Here is an 18,238-nt window from a genome sequence, read left to right as displayed (position 1 = left end):
ATATGGAATATTGTTTCACATTACGGTTCAGCCTGCCGGAAGGGCATGCGCCGGTGGATGAACTGCTGGAAACGCTGGCAGCGGCAGGCTGTGATGATGCGCTAATCGGCCTGGGCATGCCGGGCAGAATTGCACTGGAGTTCACCCGGGAGTCTGACTCTGCAACGGATGTATTGAAGCAGGCAGAAGAGGATGTGTTGCGTGCGATACCGGGGGCCACGCTGGTGGAAGCCGCACCCGATTTTGTGGGATTGACGGATGTGGCGGAGATCATCGGCATGACGCGTCAGAATATGCGTAAGCTGATGCTCAGCCACCGCCCGCCGTTTCCGCTGCCGGTGCATGACGGTAAAACCGCCATCTGGCACTTAGCGGATGTGCTGGAGTGGCTGAGTCAGCGTGGTAACTATACGCTGCCTGCGGCGACCCGAGAGCTGGCACAGGTAACGCGGCAGCGCAATCTTAACGGATCGCTGCAACGTTACGGTCTGCAAGCCTGACGATCAGTGCGGCAGCAGGAAGATTGTCGCCAGCCCCAGGAAAATAAAGAAGCCGCCGGTGTCGGTAAGGGCAGTGATCAATACGCTGGAGCCGACGGCGGGATCGCGATTCATTTTAGTCATGACCAGCGGCACCAGCACGCCCATCAGCGCGGCCAGCAGCAGATTAAGCGCCATAGCCAGCATCATAACGCCGCCCAGCGCCATATTGTCATACATCATCCAGGTGATGCCGCCCATGATGCCGCCCCAGAACAGGCCGTTGATCAGCGCCACGCCAAGCTCGCGGACGATCAAAAACGAAAAGTTGCCCGGTTCAACCTGATGTAAGGCCAGCGCCCGCACAATCATGGTGATGGTCTGATTACCGGTATTGCCGCCGATACCCGCGACGATCGGCATCAGCGTGGCCAGCGCCACGATTTGCGAAATCGTCCCTTCAAACAGCCCGATAACCCGGGAGGCGACAAAGGCGGTGCAGAGGTTAATCGCCAGCCAGGCCCAGCGTTTACGTACCGATTTACGCACCGGCGCGAACACATCCTCTTCCTGGCTGATCCCCCCCATTTTACGAATATTGCTTTCGTTTTCGGCATTCACCAGATCGATGATGTCTTCAATGGTCACGCGGCCAATCAGCTTGCCTTTCGCATCGGTGACGGCGGCTGAAATGAGGTTATAACGTTCAAAGGCACTGGCAGCGTCTTCGGCCTTATCATTGAGCTGGAAGGTGGTAGGGCGGGCGTTCATCACGTCGCTCACCAGGGTTTTGGGTTTGTTAAGCAGGATGTCCGTCAGCAGCAGTTCGCCCAGCAGCTGATTATCTTTATTGGTGATAAAGAGTTTATCGGTACCGCCCGGCATGCTTTTGCGCTTGCGCAGAAAGCGTTGCACCGTTGCAAGCGTGACATCTTCACGCACCGTCAGGATATTGAAATCCATCACGCGGCCTACGCGGTCACGGTCAAGCTGCACCATATCGAGCATGCGGGCGCGCAGGGCGGGCTCCACCGTTGCCAGCAGGCGTCCGGTCAGGTCACGTGGCAGATAACGCGCCAGCCAGACCTGATCGTCGATATCCAGCGGCTGGATAGCGCGCAGGATATCGCGGTCGCTCATCTCTTCGGTGAGGCTGGCCCAGACCGTTTCAGACGCTTCAACCAGCACATGGCCGCGCCGCTCGTTCGGCACCAGCCGCCACAGCGCCTGACGTTCTTCTTCGGGCAGGGCTTCGAGAATATCCGCGAGGTCAGCGGCATGCAGTTGCAGAATGTCCTGCTCCAGCGCGTCACGCTGGGCCGCATTTTCACGTTGCTGTTCAGGATTGAGATCGCCCGATTTCTCCAGCAGGGCATCAACCAGATCGTGCTCGCTGAGCAGCAGCGTCAGAATGCGATGACGTATTTCACTTAAACGTTGAGAGTGAGAGGCAGACACATTGGATCCCTTAAGTCTGAAAGCACCAGCACGAAGTGTAGCGTTTCGCCTGAAAAAGGGATGCAAAAAAGAGTCCAGTTATCTGGATAACGTTTAAGTTTCAGGTACGTTTGAGGCGAAAGGTCGTTATTGGTTATTCGCTATCGCGTATCGCCTGATGTTATGGCAACCGGTTCAGGAATAGCTTTCTGTTGCTGATGATGCTCGAAGGCAGCAGGCAGGATAAAAATCAGGCGACTAAAAAGAATGATAAAACTAATCAGCAACACAATGCGGGTCATGGTGCCGGTTTTTTGACGTCTTCGGGGAGAAATAGCGCTGTTCACGCGGGGTGGTTCCTGTAATGACCCCATCTGGGGCGACTGCAATATTTAGTCACAGTCGCCTGATGAAATCAATCGCTGTTGAAAAAAACAGCAGATAAAGATCAGTAACTCGCTTTTTGCGCCAGCAGCGTCGCAAACCGACAGGTGATGCGGTTGCCATTTTCATCTGTGCGATGCAGCTGACCGGGGTGCTCGTTGTACTTCACGATGTGCCAGTTGCGGTAGTAGTGGCTGAGCTCACCTGATTTAAACGCAAAGGAGAAATCAGCCGGGCAGGGCATATCGTCCGTGTTCATCGCCGCCACGATCAGGTTAAAACCGTCTCTGACCGTACAGGCCTGCATGTCGGCAATCAGCTGCGGAATAGTCTGCGGCTGCAGGAACATCATCACCACGGTCGACAGCACAAAGTTAAAGCCGCCATTAAAGCGCGTGTTGTTCAGGTCGCGCTGCTCGGTATGTATGCCGCTGAGATTTTCCTGCGCAATAATCTCCTGCAGGCGCGCCAGGCTTTGCGGATTATGATCCCACGCCGTGACGTCAAAACCGTGCTGATTCAGAAACAGCGTATTGCGTCCCACGCCACAGCCAAGGTCAAGCGCCTTGCCGACGTTGAGCTGGGGCAGCGCCGCAACCACTTCGGAGTGGGGCGGCGTTAAACCATAGGTTTCGGCAAAATAGTTTTCGCCTGAAAGGGGTGCGGTTGGTTGTGTCATATTCATCATTTCAGTTAAACGGGCGCCAGGCGCCCGTGTTGTCAGACTTCTTCTTCGAGGATCAGTTTCCATCCCGTGACGTCATTCCAGTAAACCTGCTCCCGTTCAAGATCGAGCTGAACCAGGTTGTTCTGCGTGAAATAGCCCGCCGGGAAGGTCAGCGTCCAGTGGCCGTCATCGCATTTCAGGGTTAACGCCTCCGGACGCGTGGTGGCCTGTCGCTGATTATTCAGCAGGGTACCCAGGCGAAGCAGGAAGATCAGCGGCACAAACTGCTTTTTCTTGAACAGCGTCACGCGCGGCAGCTCATCAAGCTTTATTGCTTTACGATGGAATCTGACCAGCGCCGCCAGCAGCATCTGCTGATCCTGATTGAAGCCCGGCAGGTTGGTGTTTTGCAGAATATAGGCTGAATGGCGTTGCAGGCCGCTGTGATTGATGGTCAGGCCCACTTCGTGCAGCATCGCCGCCCATTTCAGCAGTGCGGCCAGTTGTGGATTCGCCAGTTTCTGATTCTGCTCGCGCCACTGCAGATAAAGCTGCTCGGTGGTGTCGAGCACGCGTCGTGCCTGATCGCTGTCGATAGCGTAATGGTTCGCCAGACTCTGTGCAGTACGGCTGCGAATATCCTGATGGCGGAAACGGCCCTCCATCTCATAGAGCACGCCTTCACGCAGCGCACCGTCGGAGAGGCGCAATTCGCGAATGGCCAGCGCATCAAATACGCCGCACAGAATCGCCAGCCCGGGTACAAACACACCTTTACGCTCTTCCGACAGACCCGGCAGGCTGAGTGCAGCAAAGGATTTGTGTTTCATCACCTCGTCATAGAGCTTTTCGAGGCGCTCAGGCGTAATCAGCTTCTCTTTTTCATCCATCGCCAGCAGCACTTCGCAGGCGGCTTTGATGGTGCCGGACGCGCCCAGCGCATATTGCCAGCCATGCAGACGATATTGCCACGCCAGCGTTTCCAGCTTCTGTGCGGCCGCTAAACGGGCGCGACGGAAGTTTTCACGGCTGATTTCACCTTTCGGGAAATAGAGCTGGGCGAAACTGACGCAACCCATGCGTCGGCTCTCAACCAGTTGCGGTTCAAAATCCTCACCTATGACCAGTTCGGTGGAGCCGCCGCCGATATCGATCACCAGCTTGCGGCCTTTCTCCGGCTGGGTATGTTCAACGCCCATAAAGATCAGGCGAGCCTCTTCATGGCCCGAAATCACCTCGATCGGATAAGGGATCACCTCGGCCGCACGTTGCAGGAAGGTTTCGGCGTTGACCGCCTCGCGCAGCGTGTGGGTACCGACAATCGTCACGTTGCTCGGACTGAACCCCTGCAGGCGCTCGGCGAACAGGGCCAGGCAGGCTAACCCCCGCTCCATCGCTTCCTCGCTGAGGTTGTGCCGGGCATCCAGCCCGTCAGCCAGATGGACGCGCTGCTTAAGGCGGCCCAGTACCTGCATCGCACCATCGACAACCCGCGCAATCACCATATGGAAACTGTTCGAGCCCAGGTCAATCGCCGCAAACTCCTGGGGTTTTGGCGTACTTTTATGAGAAATTGGCATAGGATTTATTCAGGTTGTTCCAGTTTCTTGATGTAATCATAAATGGCCAGCTGCGATCGCACTTTACGACGATTGCCGCGCTGGACGTAATGGTTACTCAACTCTTTATCGACGATGCGGGCTTTCACCGTATCACTCAACTGAATAGCAATAATGTCGAGTATGCGCTGCCGGATGTGGGGATCGAGAATCGCCACTGCCACTTCGATACGGTAATCAATGTTACGTGTCATCCAGTCAGCGGAGGAGAGGAACACCTTCTTATCGCCGCCATTCTCAAAAATATAGACGCGATCGTGTTCCAGATAACGGTCAACAATACTGATGACACGAATATTTTCACTGATCCCGGGCAAGTCAGGGATTAATGAGCACATTCCGCGCACCAGAAGATTGACCTTCACCCCTACGCTGGAGGCTGTATAAAGCCGATCAACCAGACCTTTGTCCACCAGATTGTTGATTTTCAGAGTAATGCCGCAGGGCTTATTCTGCTGCGCATTAGCAATTTCGGTGTCGATTAGCTCATACAGCATCCTGCGCGAGTTCTGCGGCGAGACCATCAGATGATCGAACGTCACGGGCCGGTAGGGATTCTCAATAAAGTTGAACACCCGACGTACTTCATTGGTGATACGCGCATCCGCGGTCAGCAACGAGTAGTCCGTATAGAGACGCGCGGTTTTCTCGTTAAAGTTGCCGGTACCGATATGCGCGTAGCGCACAATCTCTTCGCCTTCGCGGCGTGAGATCAGGAACAGCTTGGCGTGGATCTTCAGGCCTGGTGCGGAGAAAATGACATGCACGCCCGCTTCAGTCAGGCGTTTCGCCCAGTAAATATTGGCTTCTTCATCAAAGCGCGCCTGCAGCTCCACCACCACCGTGACTTTTTTACCGTTATAGGCGGCATGGATCATCGCATCCATGATGCGGGAATGTTTCGCGACGCGATAGATGTTGATTTTTATCGCCAGCACGCTGGGGTCGAACGACGCCTGACGCAGCAGCTCCAGCACATGCTCAAAGGTGTGGTACGGGTAGTAGAGCAGCACGTCGCGATTGCGAATCGCATCAAAGCCGTTGCGGAAGCCATCAAAGCCGATGTGGCGAATCTGCGGCAGCGGGCGGTTCACCAGGTTATTTTTGCCGACGTTCGGGAAGCCGATAAAGTCTTTGAAGTTGTGGTAGCGGCCGCCTGGCAGGATGGAGTCCAGGTTTGAGATGGAAAGCTTGTGGCACAGCAGCGACACCATCGTGTCGGGCATATCGCGCTGGTAGACGAAACGCACCGGTTCCGCCGTCAGTCGCTGCTTCAGGCTGGAGGACATCAGTTCCAGCAGGCTCGACTCCATCTCCGTGACCAGGTCGTACTCGGCGTCACGCGTCATTTTCATTGAATAGGCGTTGAGCGCGTCGTAGTCGTAGAAGCCTTTAAAAATGTCATCCAGGCAGTAGCGCAGAATGTTATCCAGCAGGATCATCGGTTTACGGCGACGCGGTGGCTCAGCCGGTAAATTGATGAAACGCGGGACTTTGTCGGACGGAATTTCCAGCAGCGCATACTGAATATTGTCACCGCGGATAATTTCTACCGCCAGGTAGGTGTAGTCATCTTTAAGGAATTCGGTCAGATCCGTTTCATGGGTGATCAGAATCGGCGAGATATGCTGACGCAGTTCGTGCTTGAAGTAGTGGCGCAGCCACGCCTGCTGATTGGATGAAAGCTGACGTTCATTGATCAGGAAGATCTGGTTACGTGCCATCTCCAGCAGCAGATCGTTATATAACGCATCAAACTCCTGATCGGACTTCATTACCCGCTGCTGAATTTTCTTAAACAGATGGCGTGGCGTACTGGCGGAACCCTGCTCTTCACCAATCAGAATGCGGCGTTTGAGGTCGGCAAAACGCACTTTATAGAATTCGTCGAGATTATTGGAGTAGATACCCAGAAAGCGCATCCGCTCAATCAGTGGATTGCTTTTGTCTGCTGCTTCCTGCAAAACCCGTTCATTAAAGGATAACCAGCTTAATTCTTTTTCAATATAAAGCTTTACCTGACCCATTCTCACTCCATTTAGCGGTTGCAGGACTGAAGATCCAGTATCCACCAACATTATGGCGAGAGTATGGCAGCGTTGTCCAACGCCAGGAGTTGTCTTATCAATCGGCTACGGGCAACATAGCGGCTTATTTTGGCCTGCTAGCGGAACCGCATGAGCGCAAACCACATTCCTGTCCAATTCAGCGATCGTAAGCGTCGTGCCGTTGACCGTCTGACACGGCGACTGGTCACCTGCTGTGGCGTGGCGATCCTGCTATTGATGCTGCTGCTCTTCTGCTGGCTGATTGGCGTGGTATTACCGCTGTTTAATGCGCCGGGCCTGCAGATTGCGGCCAGCCAGCAACTCTGGGATCGTGCGCCAGCCTTAGCGATTGGCAATCAGGGGAAGGTCGGCTGGCGCATCAGCGAGCGCGGTGCGGCGCGTTTTATTCCGCTGGATGGTCAGCCTGCGGAACCGGCACTGGCGCTGACCCCGCCGCCCGGGGAGATAGTGCGGAGTGCCGATGAGCAGACGCTACTGCTGAATATGCAGGGTGCGCTGACACTGATGCAGCCAACCGCCGACCAGCAGTGGCGTTTTCCGCTGGGAGACAAACCGTTTCATCTGCCCGATGGCGCAGTGACGAAGATGGCGCTGGCGACGCGCCATGCGGGTCAGTGGCGTATAGCCGCACTCACTGAGGCCGGACTCCGGGTGCTGACGCTCGGCACCGATCGCCAGGCCTCGGTTATCCCGCTGCCGCAACGCCAGCTGGATCTGCTGGCGCTCTCGCCGTCCGGCGATCTGCTCTACACCACCGAAGGCAATCTGCTGCGGGTCTGGCAACTTGACGATGACCGTGCACTATTGCGCGAAACGCACGCCCTGCCGCAGCGGCCAAAAAGTCTGCATCTGCTGGTGGGCGGTAAAAGCCTGCTGATTCAGGATGGCAGCGGCGTCACGCAGTGGTTTGCTATCGCTAGCGAACAGGGGCCGCGCCTGCAGCGCATTCGTACCTTTGCCAACAGCGACGGCGAGACCATTCTGGTGACGGAATCACAACGCCGCGTGTTTGCGACGCTCAGCAAACAGGGGCTGTTAAGGCTGTTCGCCAGCAAGCAGGATGGCCCGACACTGCAGCGTCAGCTGGAACCTGGCATTGTGCAGGCTCAGTTTTCGCCGCGTGGCGACAGCCTGCTGATTGAACGGGCGGGAAGCTGGCAGACTCTGCGGCTTGATAATCCGTGGCCGGACGTCACCTGGCGCAATTTCTGGCAAAAAATCTGGTATGAAAATTACCCCGGACCGGACTGGATCTGGCAATCGACCGCGGCGGGTGACAGTTATCAGGCCAAGTTCAGCCTGATGCCGATGGTGATGGGTACGCTGAAAGCGGCGAGTTTAGCGCTGCTGTTTGCCACACCGCTGGCGCTGGCGGCGGCGATGTACACCGCCTGGTTTATGGCGCCCGGCCTGCGACGCTGGGTCAAACCGGCCATTGAGATGATGGGTGCGCTGCCAAGCGTGGTCGTGGGGCTGATTGCCGGGATCTGGCTCGCGCCGCATATTGGTCAGGCGCTGGTAGGTGTGCTGCTGCTGCCGCTGACGCTGGCGGGCACGCTGCTGCTGTGCGGCGTGTTCAGCGCGCGTTTACCGCCGCGCTGGCGTCAGCCGGGTCATGAAGTGCTGATTCTGCTGCCGCTGTTGCTGCTGGTCACGCTGCTGACGCTGTGGCTGCCCACGCTGTTGATACCGGATGCGGGCGACTGGCTGCCGCATTACGAACAGCGCAATCTGCTGGTGGCCGCGCTGGCGATGGGCTTTGCGCTGGTACCGCTGATCTTTACCCTCTCTGAGGATGCGCTGTTCAGCGTGCCGGCTGCACTGGGGCAGGGCTCGCTGGCACTGGGCGCGACGCCGTGGCAAACCCTGACCCGCGTCGTGCTGCCGGGTGCTTCCGCCGGTATTTTTGCCGCTCTGATGATTGGTCTGGGGCGTGCCGTAGGAGAAACCATGATTTTGCTGATGGCGACCGGCAACACGCCGCAAAGTGAAGGTGGCCTGTTCAGCGGCCTGCGCGCGCTGTCCGCCAATATCGCCATTGAGATGCCGGAAGCGGCGGCGGGGAGTGCCCATTATCGCGTGCTGTTTCTTAGCGCCCTGATGCTGCTGCTGTTTACGCTGGTGATCAACACGGTTGCCGAGCTGATCCGTCAGCGGCTGCGCCAGCGCTACAGCCAGCACGAGGAGCAGGCATGAAAGCGATGCAACAGAACGATCGCTGGCGCTGGCTAACCGCCGGTGCCGTAGCCGTCTGCCTGCTGGCCTTTACGCTACTGATTGGGTTACTGGCCTGGCAGGGCGTGCGCGCTTTCTGGCCGCAGCGCGTCGATCTCTACACGTTTAGCCAGCCTGAAGGGGGCGAGACGCGGCTGCTGGGTGAAACCCTGGAACATCAGCGGCGCTTTCCGGCCCCGGCAGATGAGCAGGGCAACAGCGGCGGACAGGTTAATCGCTATCTGATTAAAACCGGTAACCGTGACTGGGACGCACCCGATTTCCGGGTGGTTTACAGTCGCACGGCGGCGCAGGTCAGCCAGCCCGCGGACATCATGGTGCTGCAGCGCCGCAGCCACGGTCAGGCATACGGCTGGTTTGTCGGCCTGCGTGAGGATAATGAAGAGCTGACTGCGCAGGATCCCGATGCACTGCTGCATCAGCGGCTCGGACAGGTGCAGATGCTGGTGCGGCAGGCTAATCAGATTCGCCGGGTCGATATGGCGCGCCTCAACAGCCAGCGTGAGCAGCTTGATGAGCAGGCGGCCACAAACCGTGCTGCCGGGCGCTTTGATTTGCAGGCCGAGTCAGAATATCAGGCCAATCAGGCTGCTTTGCAGCGCCGTTTTAATCAGCTGAGCGAGACACTGGCTTCGCTGCAACAGCAGAGTCAGCGCGATCTGTTAATCCTGCGGGATGTGCATGGCACCGAACATGCGATCCCGCTGACCGAAATCGTTGACAGCTGGAAGCCGAACGCGATGACGCTGACCGGCAAAACGCTGCATTTTCTGCATCAGCTGTGGCGTTTCGTCAGCGATTCACCCGCTGAAGGCGAGAGTGAATCCGGGGCGTTCCCGGCGATCTTTGGCACCGTGCTGATGGTGCTGCTGATGTCGGTGGTCGTGATGCCGCTGGGTGTCATCGCCGCCATCTGGCTGCATGAATATGCCGGACGCAATGCGCTGACCAGACTGGTGCGCATCGCGGTGGTCAATCTGGCAGGCGTTCCTTCAATCGTCTATGGCGTATTTGGTCTGGGCTTCTTTGTCTGGCTGGTGGGCGGCACGATAGACCAGCTCTTCTTCGCCAGCGCGCTGCCCAATCCCACCTTCGGGACACCTGGTTTGCTGTGGGCGTCGCTGACTCTGGCGTTACTAACGCTGCCGGTGGTGATTGTGGCGACCGAAGAGGGACTATCCCGCATTCCCAACAGCCTGCGGCAGGGTTCGCTGGCGCTGGGCGCGACTCAGGCGGAAACCCTGTGGAACGTGGTGCTGCCGATGGCGGTGCCTGCCATGCTGACCGGCCTGATTCTGGCGGTGGCGCGTGCCGCTGGTGAAACCGCGCCGCTGATGCTGGTTGGCGTGGTAAAAATGGTGCCGGAACTGCCCGTCGACGCGGTGTTTCCTTATCTGCATCTGGATCGCAAATTTATGCATCTGGGCTTCCAGATTTACGATCTGGCGTTTCAGAGTCCGAATATTGAAGCTGACCGGCCGCTGGTGTTCGCCACCGCGCTGCTGCTGGTGCTGATTATTCTGTCGCTTAATCTGCTGGCGATGGGCCTGCGTCACCGTCTGCGTGAACGCTATCGCCTTATGACTCAATAACAGGCTATGACTATGACGTCCGACACGGATATCGCGCTGACCGTTAACCAGCTGTCGCTGTGGTATGGCGAGCGCCAGGCACTGCAGGCTATTTCGCTGCAGGTGCCGAAAAACAAGATTACCGCGCTGATTGGTCCCTCCGGCTGTGGCAAATCGACGCTGCTGCGCTGCTTTAATCGCATGAATGATGTGATTGATCATTGCCGGGTCGAGGGTGAGGTGTTGCTGGGATCGCAGCCGATCCTGCGGCCTGAGCAGGATCTCTCGGCGCTGCGTCGTCGGGTCGGCATGGTGTTTCAGCGGCCCAATCCTTTTCCAAAATCGATCTATGAAAATGTGGTCTACGGGCTGCGTTTACAGGGTGTACGCGATCGGCGGGTGCTGAACGAAGCCTGTGAACGTGCGCTGCGCGCGGCGGCGCTGTGGAGTGAGGTCAAAGATCAGCTGTCACAGAATGCGCTGACGCTCTCGACCGGACAGCAGCAGCGGCTGGTGATTGCCCGCGCCATTGCGATTGAACCGGAAGTTCTGCTGCTGGATGAGCCGACCTCCGCGCTCGATCCCATCTCAACGCTGGTGATTGAAGAGCTGATGACTACGCTCAAGCAGCATTTCACGCTGGTGCTGGTGACGCACAACATGCAGCAGGCTTCTCGCGTGTCAGATTACACCGCGTTTATGCATCAGGGCGCGTTAGTGGAGTTTGATGAGACTGACCGTATCTTTACCGCGCCAAAACAGCGACGGACCGAAGATTACATTACGGGGCGCTACGGTTAAGTCAGTAACGGGAGCAGAGCAGGTTGTTATGTCAGACGGCTCATAGGCTCCCTGAGTCTTTACCCCGACCGCCAGCACTTCAGGGGAAGCCCCGGCTTCCCCTGTCGGGTCAGTCGTTAGCATAACCCTGCGGCGGCAGCGGTTCGCCATCCAGCCAGGCCTTGCCGTCACGCATCGCCAGACGACCCTCAACAAACCAGCCGATTACCATCGGATAGATGGCATGCTCCTGATGCTGCACCCGCTCCGTAATCTCCGCTTCGCTGTCGCCGGGAAAAACCGGGACTTTTGCCTGCAGGATCACCGGACCCCCATCCAGCTCGTCAGTGACGAAATGTACGGAGGTGCCATGTTCGCTGTCGCCATTTTCCAGCGCCTGACGATGCGTATGCAGACCCGGATATTTCGGCAACAGGGAGGGGTGGATATTCAGCAGGCGATCGTGAAAATGGGCCACGAACGCGCTGCTGAGAATGCGCATATATCCTGCCAGTACAATCAGGTCTGGACTGTAGGCTTCGATTTCAGCGATGAGCTGGCGATCGAAGGCTTCGCGGTCAGTGAAGTCGCTGGCGGCAAGCGAGTGGGCAGGAATACCTGCCTCCTGCGCCCGCGTAAGGCCATAAGCGGCGGCGCGGTTGCTGAACACGGCAGCCACGCTGCCGTGAATCCGCCCGCTTGCACAGGCGTCAAGGATGGACTGAAGGTTACTTCCGTTGCCGGAAATCAGTACAACCAGCTTTTTCATCCGTTGATGACCACACGCTCTTCGGCATCAGACGCTTTAATTACGCCGAGCTTCCAGGCTTTCTCGCCCGCAGCCTGCATCAGCGCAATCGCGTTGTCCGCGTCTGCCGGACTCAGGGCGATGATCATGCCGACGCCGCAGTTAAAGGTACGGTACATCTCGAAACGGCTGACGTTGCCCGCCTGCTGTAACCAGCTGAAGACGGCCGGCCACTGCCAGCTCTTCTCGTCGATCACCGCCTGAGTGTTATCGGGCAGCACGCGCGGAATATTCTCCCAGAAGCCGCCGCCGGTCAGGTGTGCGATAGCGTGCACATCGACCTGCTCAATCAGGCTCAGGATATTTTTCACGTAGATGCGGGTCGGTTCCAGCAGATGATCGGCCAGCGGTTTGCCTTCCAGCTGTTCAGCCAGCGGATCGGTGTTGCTGACTTCCAGAATCTTACGCACCAGCGAATAGCCGTTGGAGTGCGGGCCGCTGGAGCCGAGGGCGATAAGTACATCGCCATCCTGCACCTTGCTGCCATCAATGATCTCTGACTTTTCCACCACGCCAACACAGAAACCGGCCACATCGTAATCTTCGCCGTGATACATGCCTGGCATCTCAGCGGTTTCACCGCCCACCAGCGCACAACCCGACTGCAGACAACCTTCGGCGATGCCGGTGATCACCGCAGAGGCGGTATCCACATCCAGTTTGCCGGTAGCGTAGTAGTCGAGGAAGAAGAGGGGCTCGGCGCCCTGTACTACCAGGTCGTTGACGCACATCGCCACCAGGTCAACACCAATGGCATCGTGACGTTTGAGATCCATCGCCAGACGCAGCTTGGTGCCAACGCCATCGGTGCCGGAGACCAGCACCGGTTCACGGTATTTCTGCGGCAGCGCGCAAAGCGCACCAAAACCGCCCAGTCCACCCATCACTTCCGGGCGACGCGTCTTTTTCACTACGCCTTTAATACGGTCAACCAGAGCGTTACCAGCATCAATATCAACACCGGCGTCTTTGTAACTGAGAGAGGTTTTGTCGGTCACTGCGAGGTCCCCACGCGAGTTGCGGTTGGTGGTTTAAAATAAAGCGCGGCAATTCTATCAGTGCAGGCAAACGTTTGCGAGTCCGGGATTGCGCATCGGACGATTTTCATTAATCCTCTATTTGTCCCGGTAAAACCCGCGGCTTTGCGCAAGAGCAGGTGGCGCGGAGCGTAAAAGGCGGTATAATCCCGCGATTTTTTTTTAGCTCAACTCATTCCGGGAGAACACCAATGAAGATCGTGGAAGTCAGACACCCGCTGGTCAAACATAAACTGGGCTTGATGCGTGAGCATGATATCAGTACAAAGCGTTTTCGCGAGCTGGCGTCTGAAGTGGGCAGCCTGCTGACCTACGAAGCGACCGCCGATCTGGAAACAGAGCGCGTAACCATTGAGGGCTGGAATGGCCCGGTAGAGATCGATCAGATCAAAGGCAAAAAAATCACGGTGGTGCCGATTCTGCGTGCCGGCCTGGGCATGATGGAAGGGGTGCTGGAGCACGTTCCCAGCGCCCGCATCAGCGTGGTGGGTGTTTACCGTGATGAAGAGACACTGGAGCCGGTTCCCTATTTCCAGAAGCTGGTCTCTAACATCGAAGAGCGCCTGGCGCTGGTTGTCGATCCTATGCTGGCGACCGGCGGTTCCATGATCGCCACCATCGACCTGCTGAAGAAAGCGGGCTGCACCAGCATTAAAGTGCTGGTACTGGTTGCCGCGCCAGAAGGGATTGCCGCGCTGGAGAAAGCGCATCCTGACGTTGAGCTTTACACCGCGTCAGTGGATCAGGGACTGAATGAAAAGGGTTACATCATTCCCGGGCTCGGCGATGCCGGGGACAAGATTTTCGGAACCAAATAAATCGCACAGCCGACCAGAGAGTCGGCTTTTTTTTGGCAAAAAAAAGATCCCCGAACGGGTTTGGTGTGGCTGCGAGGCTCACCGGCGTGCCTGCTGCTGTGCCAGAGGCGCGCGCCCTGGGGGATAAATAACACAAGGGGATAAATGATGACTCGTCGCGCCATTGGCGTCAGTGAACGACCGCCGTTACTGCAAACCATTCCACTCAGCCTGCAACACCTGTTCGCCATGTTTGGTGCCACGGTACTGGTACCGATTCTGTTCCACATCAACCCGGCGACGGTGCTGTTATTTAACGGCGTAGGCACGCTGATCTACCTCTTTATCTGTAAAGGCAAAATTCCCGCTTACCTCGGTTCCAGTTTTGCCTTTATCTCGCCAGTACTGCTATTGCTGCCGCTGGGTTATGAGGTCGCGCTGGGCGGATTTATCCTGTGCGGCGTGCTGTTCTGTCTGGTGGCGCTGATTGTCAAACGCGCGGGCACCGGCTGGCTCGATGTGATGTTTCCCCCGGCGGCGATGGGCGCGATTGTCGCCGTCATCGGTCTGGAGCTGGCGGGTGTTGCCGCAAATATGGCAGGTCTGCTGCCCGCGGAAGGCAGTGCGCCCGACAGTACAACCGTGCTGATTTCGCTGGTCACGCTGGCAGTGACGGTATTCGGTTCCGTGCTGTTTCGTGGCTTCCTGGCGATCATCCCGATTCTGGTCGGGGTGGTGGCGGGTTATCTGCTCTCTGCATTTATGGGCATCGTTGACTGGAGCGGCGTGGTCAAAGCCCCCTGGTTTGCGCTGCCAACCTTCTATACCCCGCGCTTTGAGTGGGTGGCGATGCTGACGATCCTGCCTGCGGCGCTGGTGGTGATTGCCGAGCATATCGGTCATCTGGTGGTCACCGCCAACATCGTAAAGAAAGATCTGATTCGCGACCCTGGCCTGCATCGTTCGATGTTCGCCAACGGCTTATCAACGGTCATCTCCGGCTTCTTTGGTTCAACGCCTAACACCACCTACGGCGAAAACATCGGTGTGATGGCAATTACCCGCGTCTACAGTACCTGGGTGATTGGCGGCGCGGCGATTCTGGCAATCCTGCTCTCCTGTGTCGGCAAACTGGCGGCGGTGATCCAGGCGATCCCGGTACCGGTAATGGGCGGCGTGTCGCTGCTGCTGTATGGCGTGATCGGCGCATCCGGTATCCGGGTGTTGATCGAGTCCAAAGTCGATTACAACAAAGCGCAAAATCTGATCCTGACCTCGGTGATCCTGATCATCGGCGTCAGCGGTGCGAAGGTGCATATCGGTGCTGCGGAGCTGAAAGGCATGGCGCTGGCGACAATCGTAGGGGTTGGATTAGCGCTGATCTTCCGTGTGATCTCGCTGCTGCGTCCGGAAGAAGTGGTGCTGGAGGCTGAAGAATCGCGCGAGCCGTGATCGCAGCAAGCCTGACAGGATCGGGGCAGGGACGCCCCATTCATCTCTTTCTGAAAACTGTGTTAGACTTCCCCCGATTTTTTGCTTGTTCTCTTGCTGAGGTGCTTCTGAACACGCCGGCACAATTGTCATTGCCACTCTATTTACCTGACGATGAAACCTTCTCCAGCTTCTGGCCGGGGGAAAACCCGTCGCTGATTGCCGCGCTGAAAGGCGCTCTCAACCAACAACATGGCAGCTATCTCTACTTCTGGTCACGCGAAGGCGGAGGGCGGAGCCATTTGCTGCACGCCGCGTGCGCCGAGATGTCAGCGCGCAGCGAAGCGGTCGGTTACGTTCCGCTGGATAAACGCACCTGGTTTGTACCGGAAGTACTGGAAGGGATGGAGCAGCTTTCACTGGTCTGCATCGATAACATCGAGTGCATTGCAGGCGAGCCTGAATGGGAAATGGCGATCTTCGATCTCTATAACCGTATTCTGGAAACCGGCAATACGCGCCTGTTTATTACCGGCGATCGTCCGCCACGCCAGCTTAATCTGCAACTGCCCGATCTCGCCTCGCGGCTGGACTGGGGGCAGATCTATCGGCTGCAGCCTCTCTCCGACGAAGACAAATTACAGGCGCTGCAACTGCGCGCCGGGTTACGCGGATTTGAGCTGCCGGAAGATGTGGGGCGCTTCCTGCTGAAGCGACTGGATCGTGAGATGCGCACCCTGTTTGATACGCTGGATCGGCTTGATCGCGCCTCGATCAGCGCCCAGCGTAAACTCACCATTCCGTTTGTGAAAGAGACACTCGGCCTTTAAAACAGGTCGAGCACCGCTTCGGGCGGACGCCCGATCCGCGCCTTGTCGCCATTGATCACTATCGGCCTTTCAATCAGCACCGGATGTTCCACCAGCGCATCCAGCAGTGCACTTTCGCTTTTGTCGCTGAGTGCCAGTTCGCTATAGATCGCCTCTTTAGTCCGCATCAACTGCTGTGCGCTCTGCATTCCCAGTTTCTGTAACAGGATTTGCAGCGTCTCGCGATCGGGCGGCGTTTGCAGATAGAGCACCACTTCCGGCTCGATCCCGCGGGCGTTCAGCAGTGCCAGCGTCTCGCGGCTCTTGCTGCAGCGCGGGTTGTGGTAAATCGTCACCATCTCAGACTCTCCTTTATTCGCAGCGTGAATGCTCAGCCTTTCTGATATTGCTTAAAGCGCTGTTGTAACTGGCGCAGCTGATCGATACGGGCATCGTAGCGCGCCTGTTTCAGGCTGCCGAGCGGCACCTGTGCGCTGGCGCTGCCAAGCGCGGTGATCGCCTGATCGAGCTGGCCATTCAGCGCCAGACTCTCTGCCCGCGCCGATAACTCTTCATCATTCAGTCCCTGCTGTGCAGACGCCTGGGCCAGCAAATCCCAGCCGTTGGGATCATCTTTATTAGCCCAGGTGTAGCGATTCAGAATGCGGCTGGCATTGGCATACTGTTTCGCTTCAACGTAGGCATTGGCCAGGTTGAGCTGCACCACCGGGCTGTTTTTTGCACTGGTGGCGGCGCTGAGCAGGGCGATCGCCTGTTGTGGCTGATTCAGGCCGATATCGATGTCTGACATAAGATCCAGGAACCAGACTTTATTCGGCTGTTTCGCCAGCAACGGCGTCATAATCCGCTTCGCATCGGCAAAACTTTTCGCCTGCAAAAACTGTATGGCTTTGCCATATTGTGACGCCAGCTGCTCACGAGAATTGCCGCTGGCATACTGGCTCAGCAGTTCGTCGGTGAGCTGATTACGCCCGGTTGAGTACATTCCCAGTGAACGCACCTTTGCCAGATAGAAATCTTCTGTAGATTGCACCACCACCGGCCGCATCTGGTTAGCGCGGTTGCGGGCATCCGCCAGACGGCTGTCGGGCAGGGGATGCGTCAGCAGAATTTCAGGAGGCTTCGAGGAGAAACGGCTCTGATCGGCCAGCTTCTGTAAAAAGTTCGGCATCGCCTGAGGATCAAACCCGGCGCGCTGCAGTACCTGAATTCCGATGCGGTCGGCTTCCTGCTCATTACCCTGGGTAAAACTGATAATTCCCTGCTGAGTTCCCGCCAGGGTGCCGGTCAGTGCTGCCATGCCCGCCTGCGGATTGGCCATCGCCAGCAGAATAGAGCCCAGCGCACCGACCCATGTCAGTGGCGCATTGCGCTTCTGATCTTCCATTGCGCGCGCCAGATGGCGCTGGGTAACGTGTGAGATCTCATGCGCCATTACTGACGCCAGCTGGCTTTCATTTTCGGTATAGCGGAACAGCGCTGAGTGCAGCACCACGTTGCCACCAAAAAAGGCAAAGGCGTTGAGCTCATCGTTCTGAATCAGAAAGAAGTGGAACGGGGTTTTCACTGAGTCGGCATGCGACACCAGTCGCTGACCCAGCTGATTAATATACTGATTAAGCAACGGATCGTTGATCAGCGGCGCACTGGCACGCAGCTGGCGCACATAAAAGTCGCCCATCTGCAGTTCCTGATTAATCGACAGCGTCGAACCGGCCGTAGTGCCAATATCGGGAAGTGAATCACTGACATCGGCATAAGCAGGTGACAGAGTAGTGAAAATGAGCGTCGGAAGGAGCGCGGCGATCAGCGTTTTCTTTAACCGGTTCAACATGCCTTAATCCTGTAGAGAGGCCCTGAAAATGGACAGGTGCGCAGCGGGAATGTTCCATTTTTCGCAGATAACGACGGTTCGTGACTATCTTAACCAGAGCATCAAAAGAATGAAATGTCGTTTTCTGGCAAACGACCGACGTAATTTGTGCAAGATCGCCCATTTTGACGAAAAAAACTGAACATCCTGCCAACTTAAACCGCGGTTAAACGAATAAAAACCGGCGGAGTATCGCCGGGTTTGTGAGCGGTTAAGTAACG

General features: G+C 57.0%; 16 protein-coding genes. 7 read left to right on the top strand and 9 right to left on the bottom strand.

The genetic code is table 11. The features are described from left to right. Positions 1–2 precede the first annotated feature (2 nt). Positions 3–500, top strand: a complete 498-nt coding sequence (locus LC417_RS17180) for an AlpA family transcriptional regulator (RefSeq protein WP_022624132.1) — start codon at positions 3–5, stop codon at positions 498–500. Positions 501–503: 3 nt separating this feature from the next. Here the strand turns inward: LC417_RS17180 and mgtE are convergent, their stop codons facing one another. The 5 genes from mgtE to ppk1 all read right to left on the bottom strand — a co-directional run bounded on the left by mgtE (position 504) and on the right by ppk1 (position 6,613). Continuing rightward, a complete protein-coding gene (gene mgtE, locus LC417_RS17175) occupies positions 504–1,937 on the bottom strand; it encodes a magnesium transporter (protein WP_031594028.1) in 1,434 nt (477 codons plus the stop codon). 140 nt (positions 1,938–2,077) lie between these two features. Further along, the gene (locus LC417_RS17170; RefSeq protein ID WP_010671331.1) at positions 2,078–2,263 is read right to left on the bottom strand and encodes a YfgG family protein; all 186 of its coding nucleotides are present in this window, start codon (positions 2,261–2,263) and stop codon (positions 2,078–2,080) included. A gap of 101 nt (positions 2,264–2,364) precedes the next feature. Beyond that, positions 2,365–2,979 (bottom strand): tellurite resistance methyltransferase TehB, encoded by a 615-nt coding sequence (gene tehB, locus LC417_RS17165; RefSeq protein WP_010671332.1) that lies wholly within the window; start codon positions 2,977–2,979, stop codon positions 2,365–2,367. Positions 2,980–3,020: 41 nt separating this feature from the next. After that, positions 3,021–4,547 carry an exopolyphosphatase gene (ppx, locus tag LC417_RS17160; RefSeq protein ID WP_010260078.1) on the bottom strand — a complete coding sequence of 509 codons (1,527 nt, stop codon included), beginning with the start codon at positions 4,545–4,547 and terminating at the stop codon, positions 3,021–3,023. Between the two features lie 5 nt (positions 4,548–4,552). Further along, the gene (gene ppk1, locus LC417_RS17155) at positions 4,553–6,613 is read right to left on the bottom strand and encodes a polyphosphate kinase 1 (RefSeq protein ID WP_010260075.1); all 2,061 of its coding nucleotides are present in this window, start codon (positions 6,611–6,613) and stop codon (positions 4,553–4,555) included. A 150-nt stretch (positions 6,614–6,763) separates the two neighbouring features. On the opposite strand from ppk1, the gene LC417_RS17150 reads away from it, so the two are divergent. From LC417_RS17150 to pstB, 3 genes are read left to right on the top strand one after another with little or no spacing between them, the layout of a single operon-like run. Further along, entirely contained in the window at positions 6,764–8,851 is a 2,088-nt protein-coding gene (locus tag LC417_RS17150; protein WP_223566178.1) for an ABC transporter permease subunit, read from the top strand. After that, on the top strand, positions 8,848–10,482 hold the full coding sequence (gene pstA / locus LC417_RS17145) for a phosphate ABC transporter permease PstA (protein WP_060680726.1): 1,635 nt from the start codon (positions 8,848–8,850) through the stop codon (positions 10,480–10,482). Before LC417_RS17150 ends, pstA begins: the two co-directional genes overlap by 4 nt. A gap of 12 nt (positions 10,483–10,494) precedes the next feature. Then, on the top strand, positions 10,495–11,262 hold the full coding sequence (gene pstB / locus LC417_RS17140) for a phosphate ABC transporter ATP-binding protein PstB (protein ID WP_010260068.1): 768 nt from the start codon (positions 10,495–10,497) through the stop codon (positions 11,260–11,262). A gap of 109 nt (positions 11,263–11,371) precedes the next feature. On the opposite strand, the gene purN is transcribed toward pstB, so the two are convergent. Then, positions 11,372–12,010 carry a phosphoribosylglycinamide formyltransferase gene (purN, locus tag LC417_RS17135; protein WP_033788088.1) on the bottom strand — a complete coding sequence of 213 codons (639 nt, stop codon included), beginning with the start codon at positions 12,008–12,010 and terminating at the stop codon, positions 11,372–11,374. Then, a complete protein-coding gene (gene purM / locus LC417_RS17130) occupies positions 12,007–13,047 on the bottom strand; it encodes a phosphoribosylformylglycinamidine cyclo-ligase (RefSeq protein WP_010671337.1) in 1,041 nt (346 codons plus the stop codon). The genes purN and purM overlap by 4 nt, the downstream gene beginning before the upstream one ends. 230 nt (positions 13,048–13,277) lie before the next feature. Between purM and upp the strand changes: the two genes are divergently transcribed. From upp to hda, 3 genes are all read left to right on the top strand, one after another. Next, positions 13,278–13,904 (top strand): uracil phosphoribosyltransferase, encoded by a 627-nt coding sequence (upp, locus tag LC417_RS17125; RefSeq protein WP_009088774.1) that lies wholly within the window; start codon positions 13,278–13,280, stop codon positions 13,902–13,904. 147 nt (positions 13,905–14,051) lie between these two features. Next, positions 14,052–15,335 (top strand): uracil permease, encoded by a 1,284-nt coding sequence (gene uraA, locus LC417_RS17120; RefSeq protein WP_010671338.1) that lies wholly within the window; start codon positions 14,052–14,054, stop codon positions 15,333–15,335. A 107-nt stretch (positions 15,336–15,442) separates the two neighbouring features. Continuing rightward, positions 15,443–16,144, top strand: coding sequence for a DnaA inactivator Hda (hda, locus tag LC417_RS17115; protein ID WP_195719715.1), 702 nt, complete (start codon positions 15,443–15,445; stop codon positions 16,142–16,144). On the opposite strand, the gene arsC is transcribed toward hda, so the two are convergent. Both arsC and LC417_RS17105 read right to left on the bottom strand, forming a co-directional pair. After that, positions 16,141–16,482 (bottom strand): arsenate reductase (glutaredoxin), encoded by a 342-nt coding sequence (gene arsC, locus LC417_RS17110; RefSeq protein WP_086906249.1) that lies wholly within the window; start codon positions 16,480–16,482, stop codon positions 16,141–16,143. The genes hda and arsC overlap by 4 nt on opposite strands. Before the next feature lie 32 nt (positions 16,483–16,514). Continuing rightward, a complete protein-coding gene (locus LC417_RS17105; RefSeq protein WP_223566177.1) occupies positions 16,515–17,978 on the bottom strand; it encodes a M48 family metallopeptidase in 1,464 nt (487 codons plus the stop codon). Positions 17,979–18,238: the final 260 nt, after the last annotated feature.

The organism is Pantoea sp. OVA07A (assembly GCF_019969975.1).
GTDB lineage: Bacteria > Pseudomonadota > Gammaproteobacteria > Enterobacterales > Enterobacteriaceae > Pantoea > Pantoea agglomerans.
The sequence above is the reverse complement of the archived record's forward strand: the minus strand, read 5'-3'. Positions and strand labels throughout refer to the sequence as shown.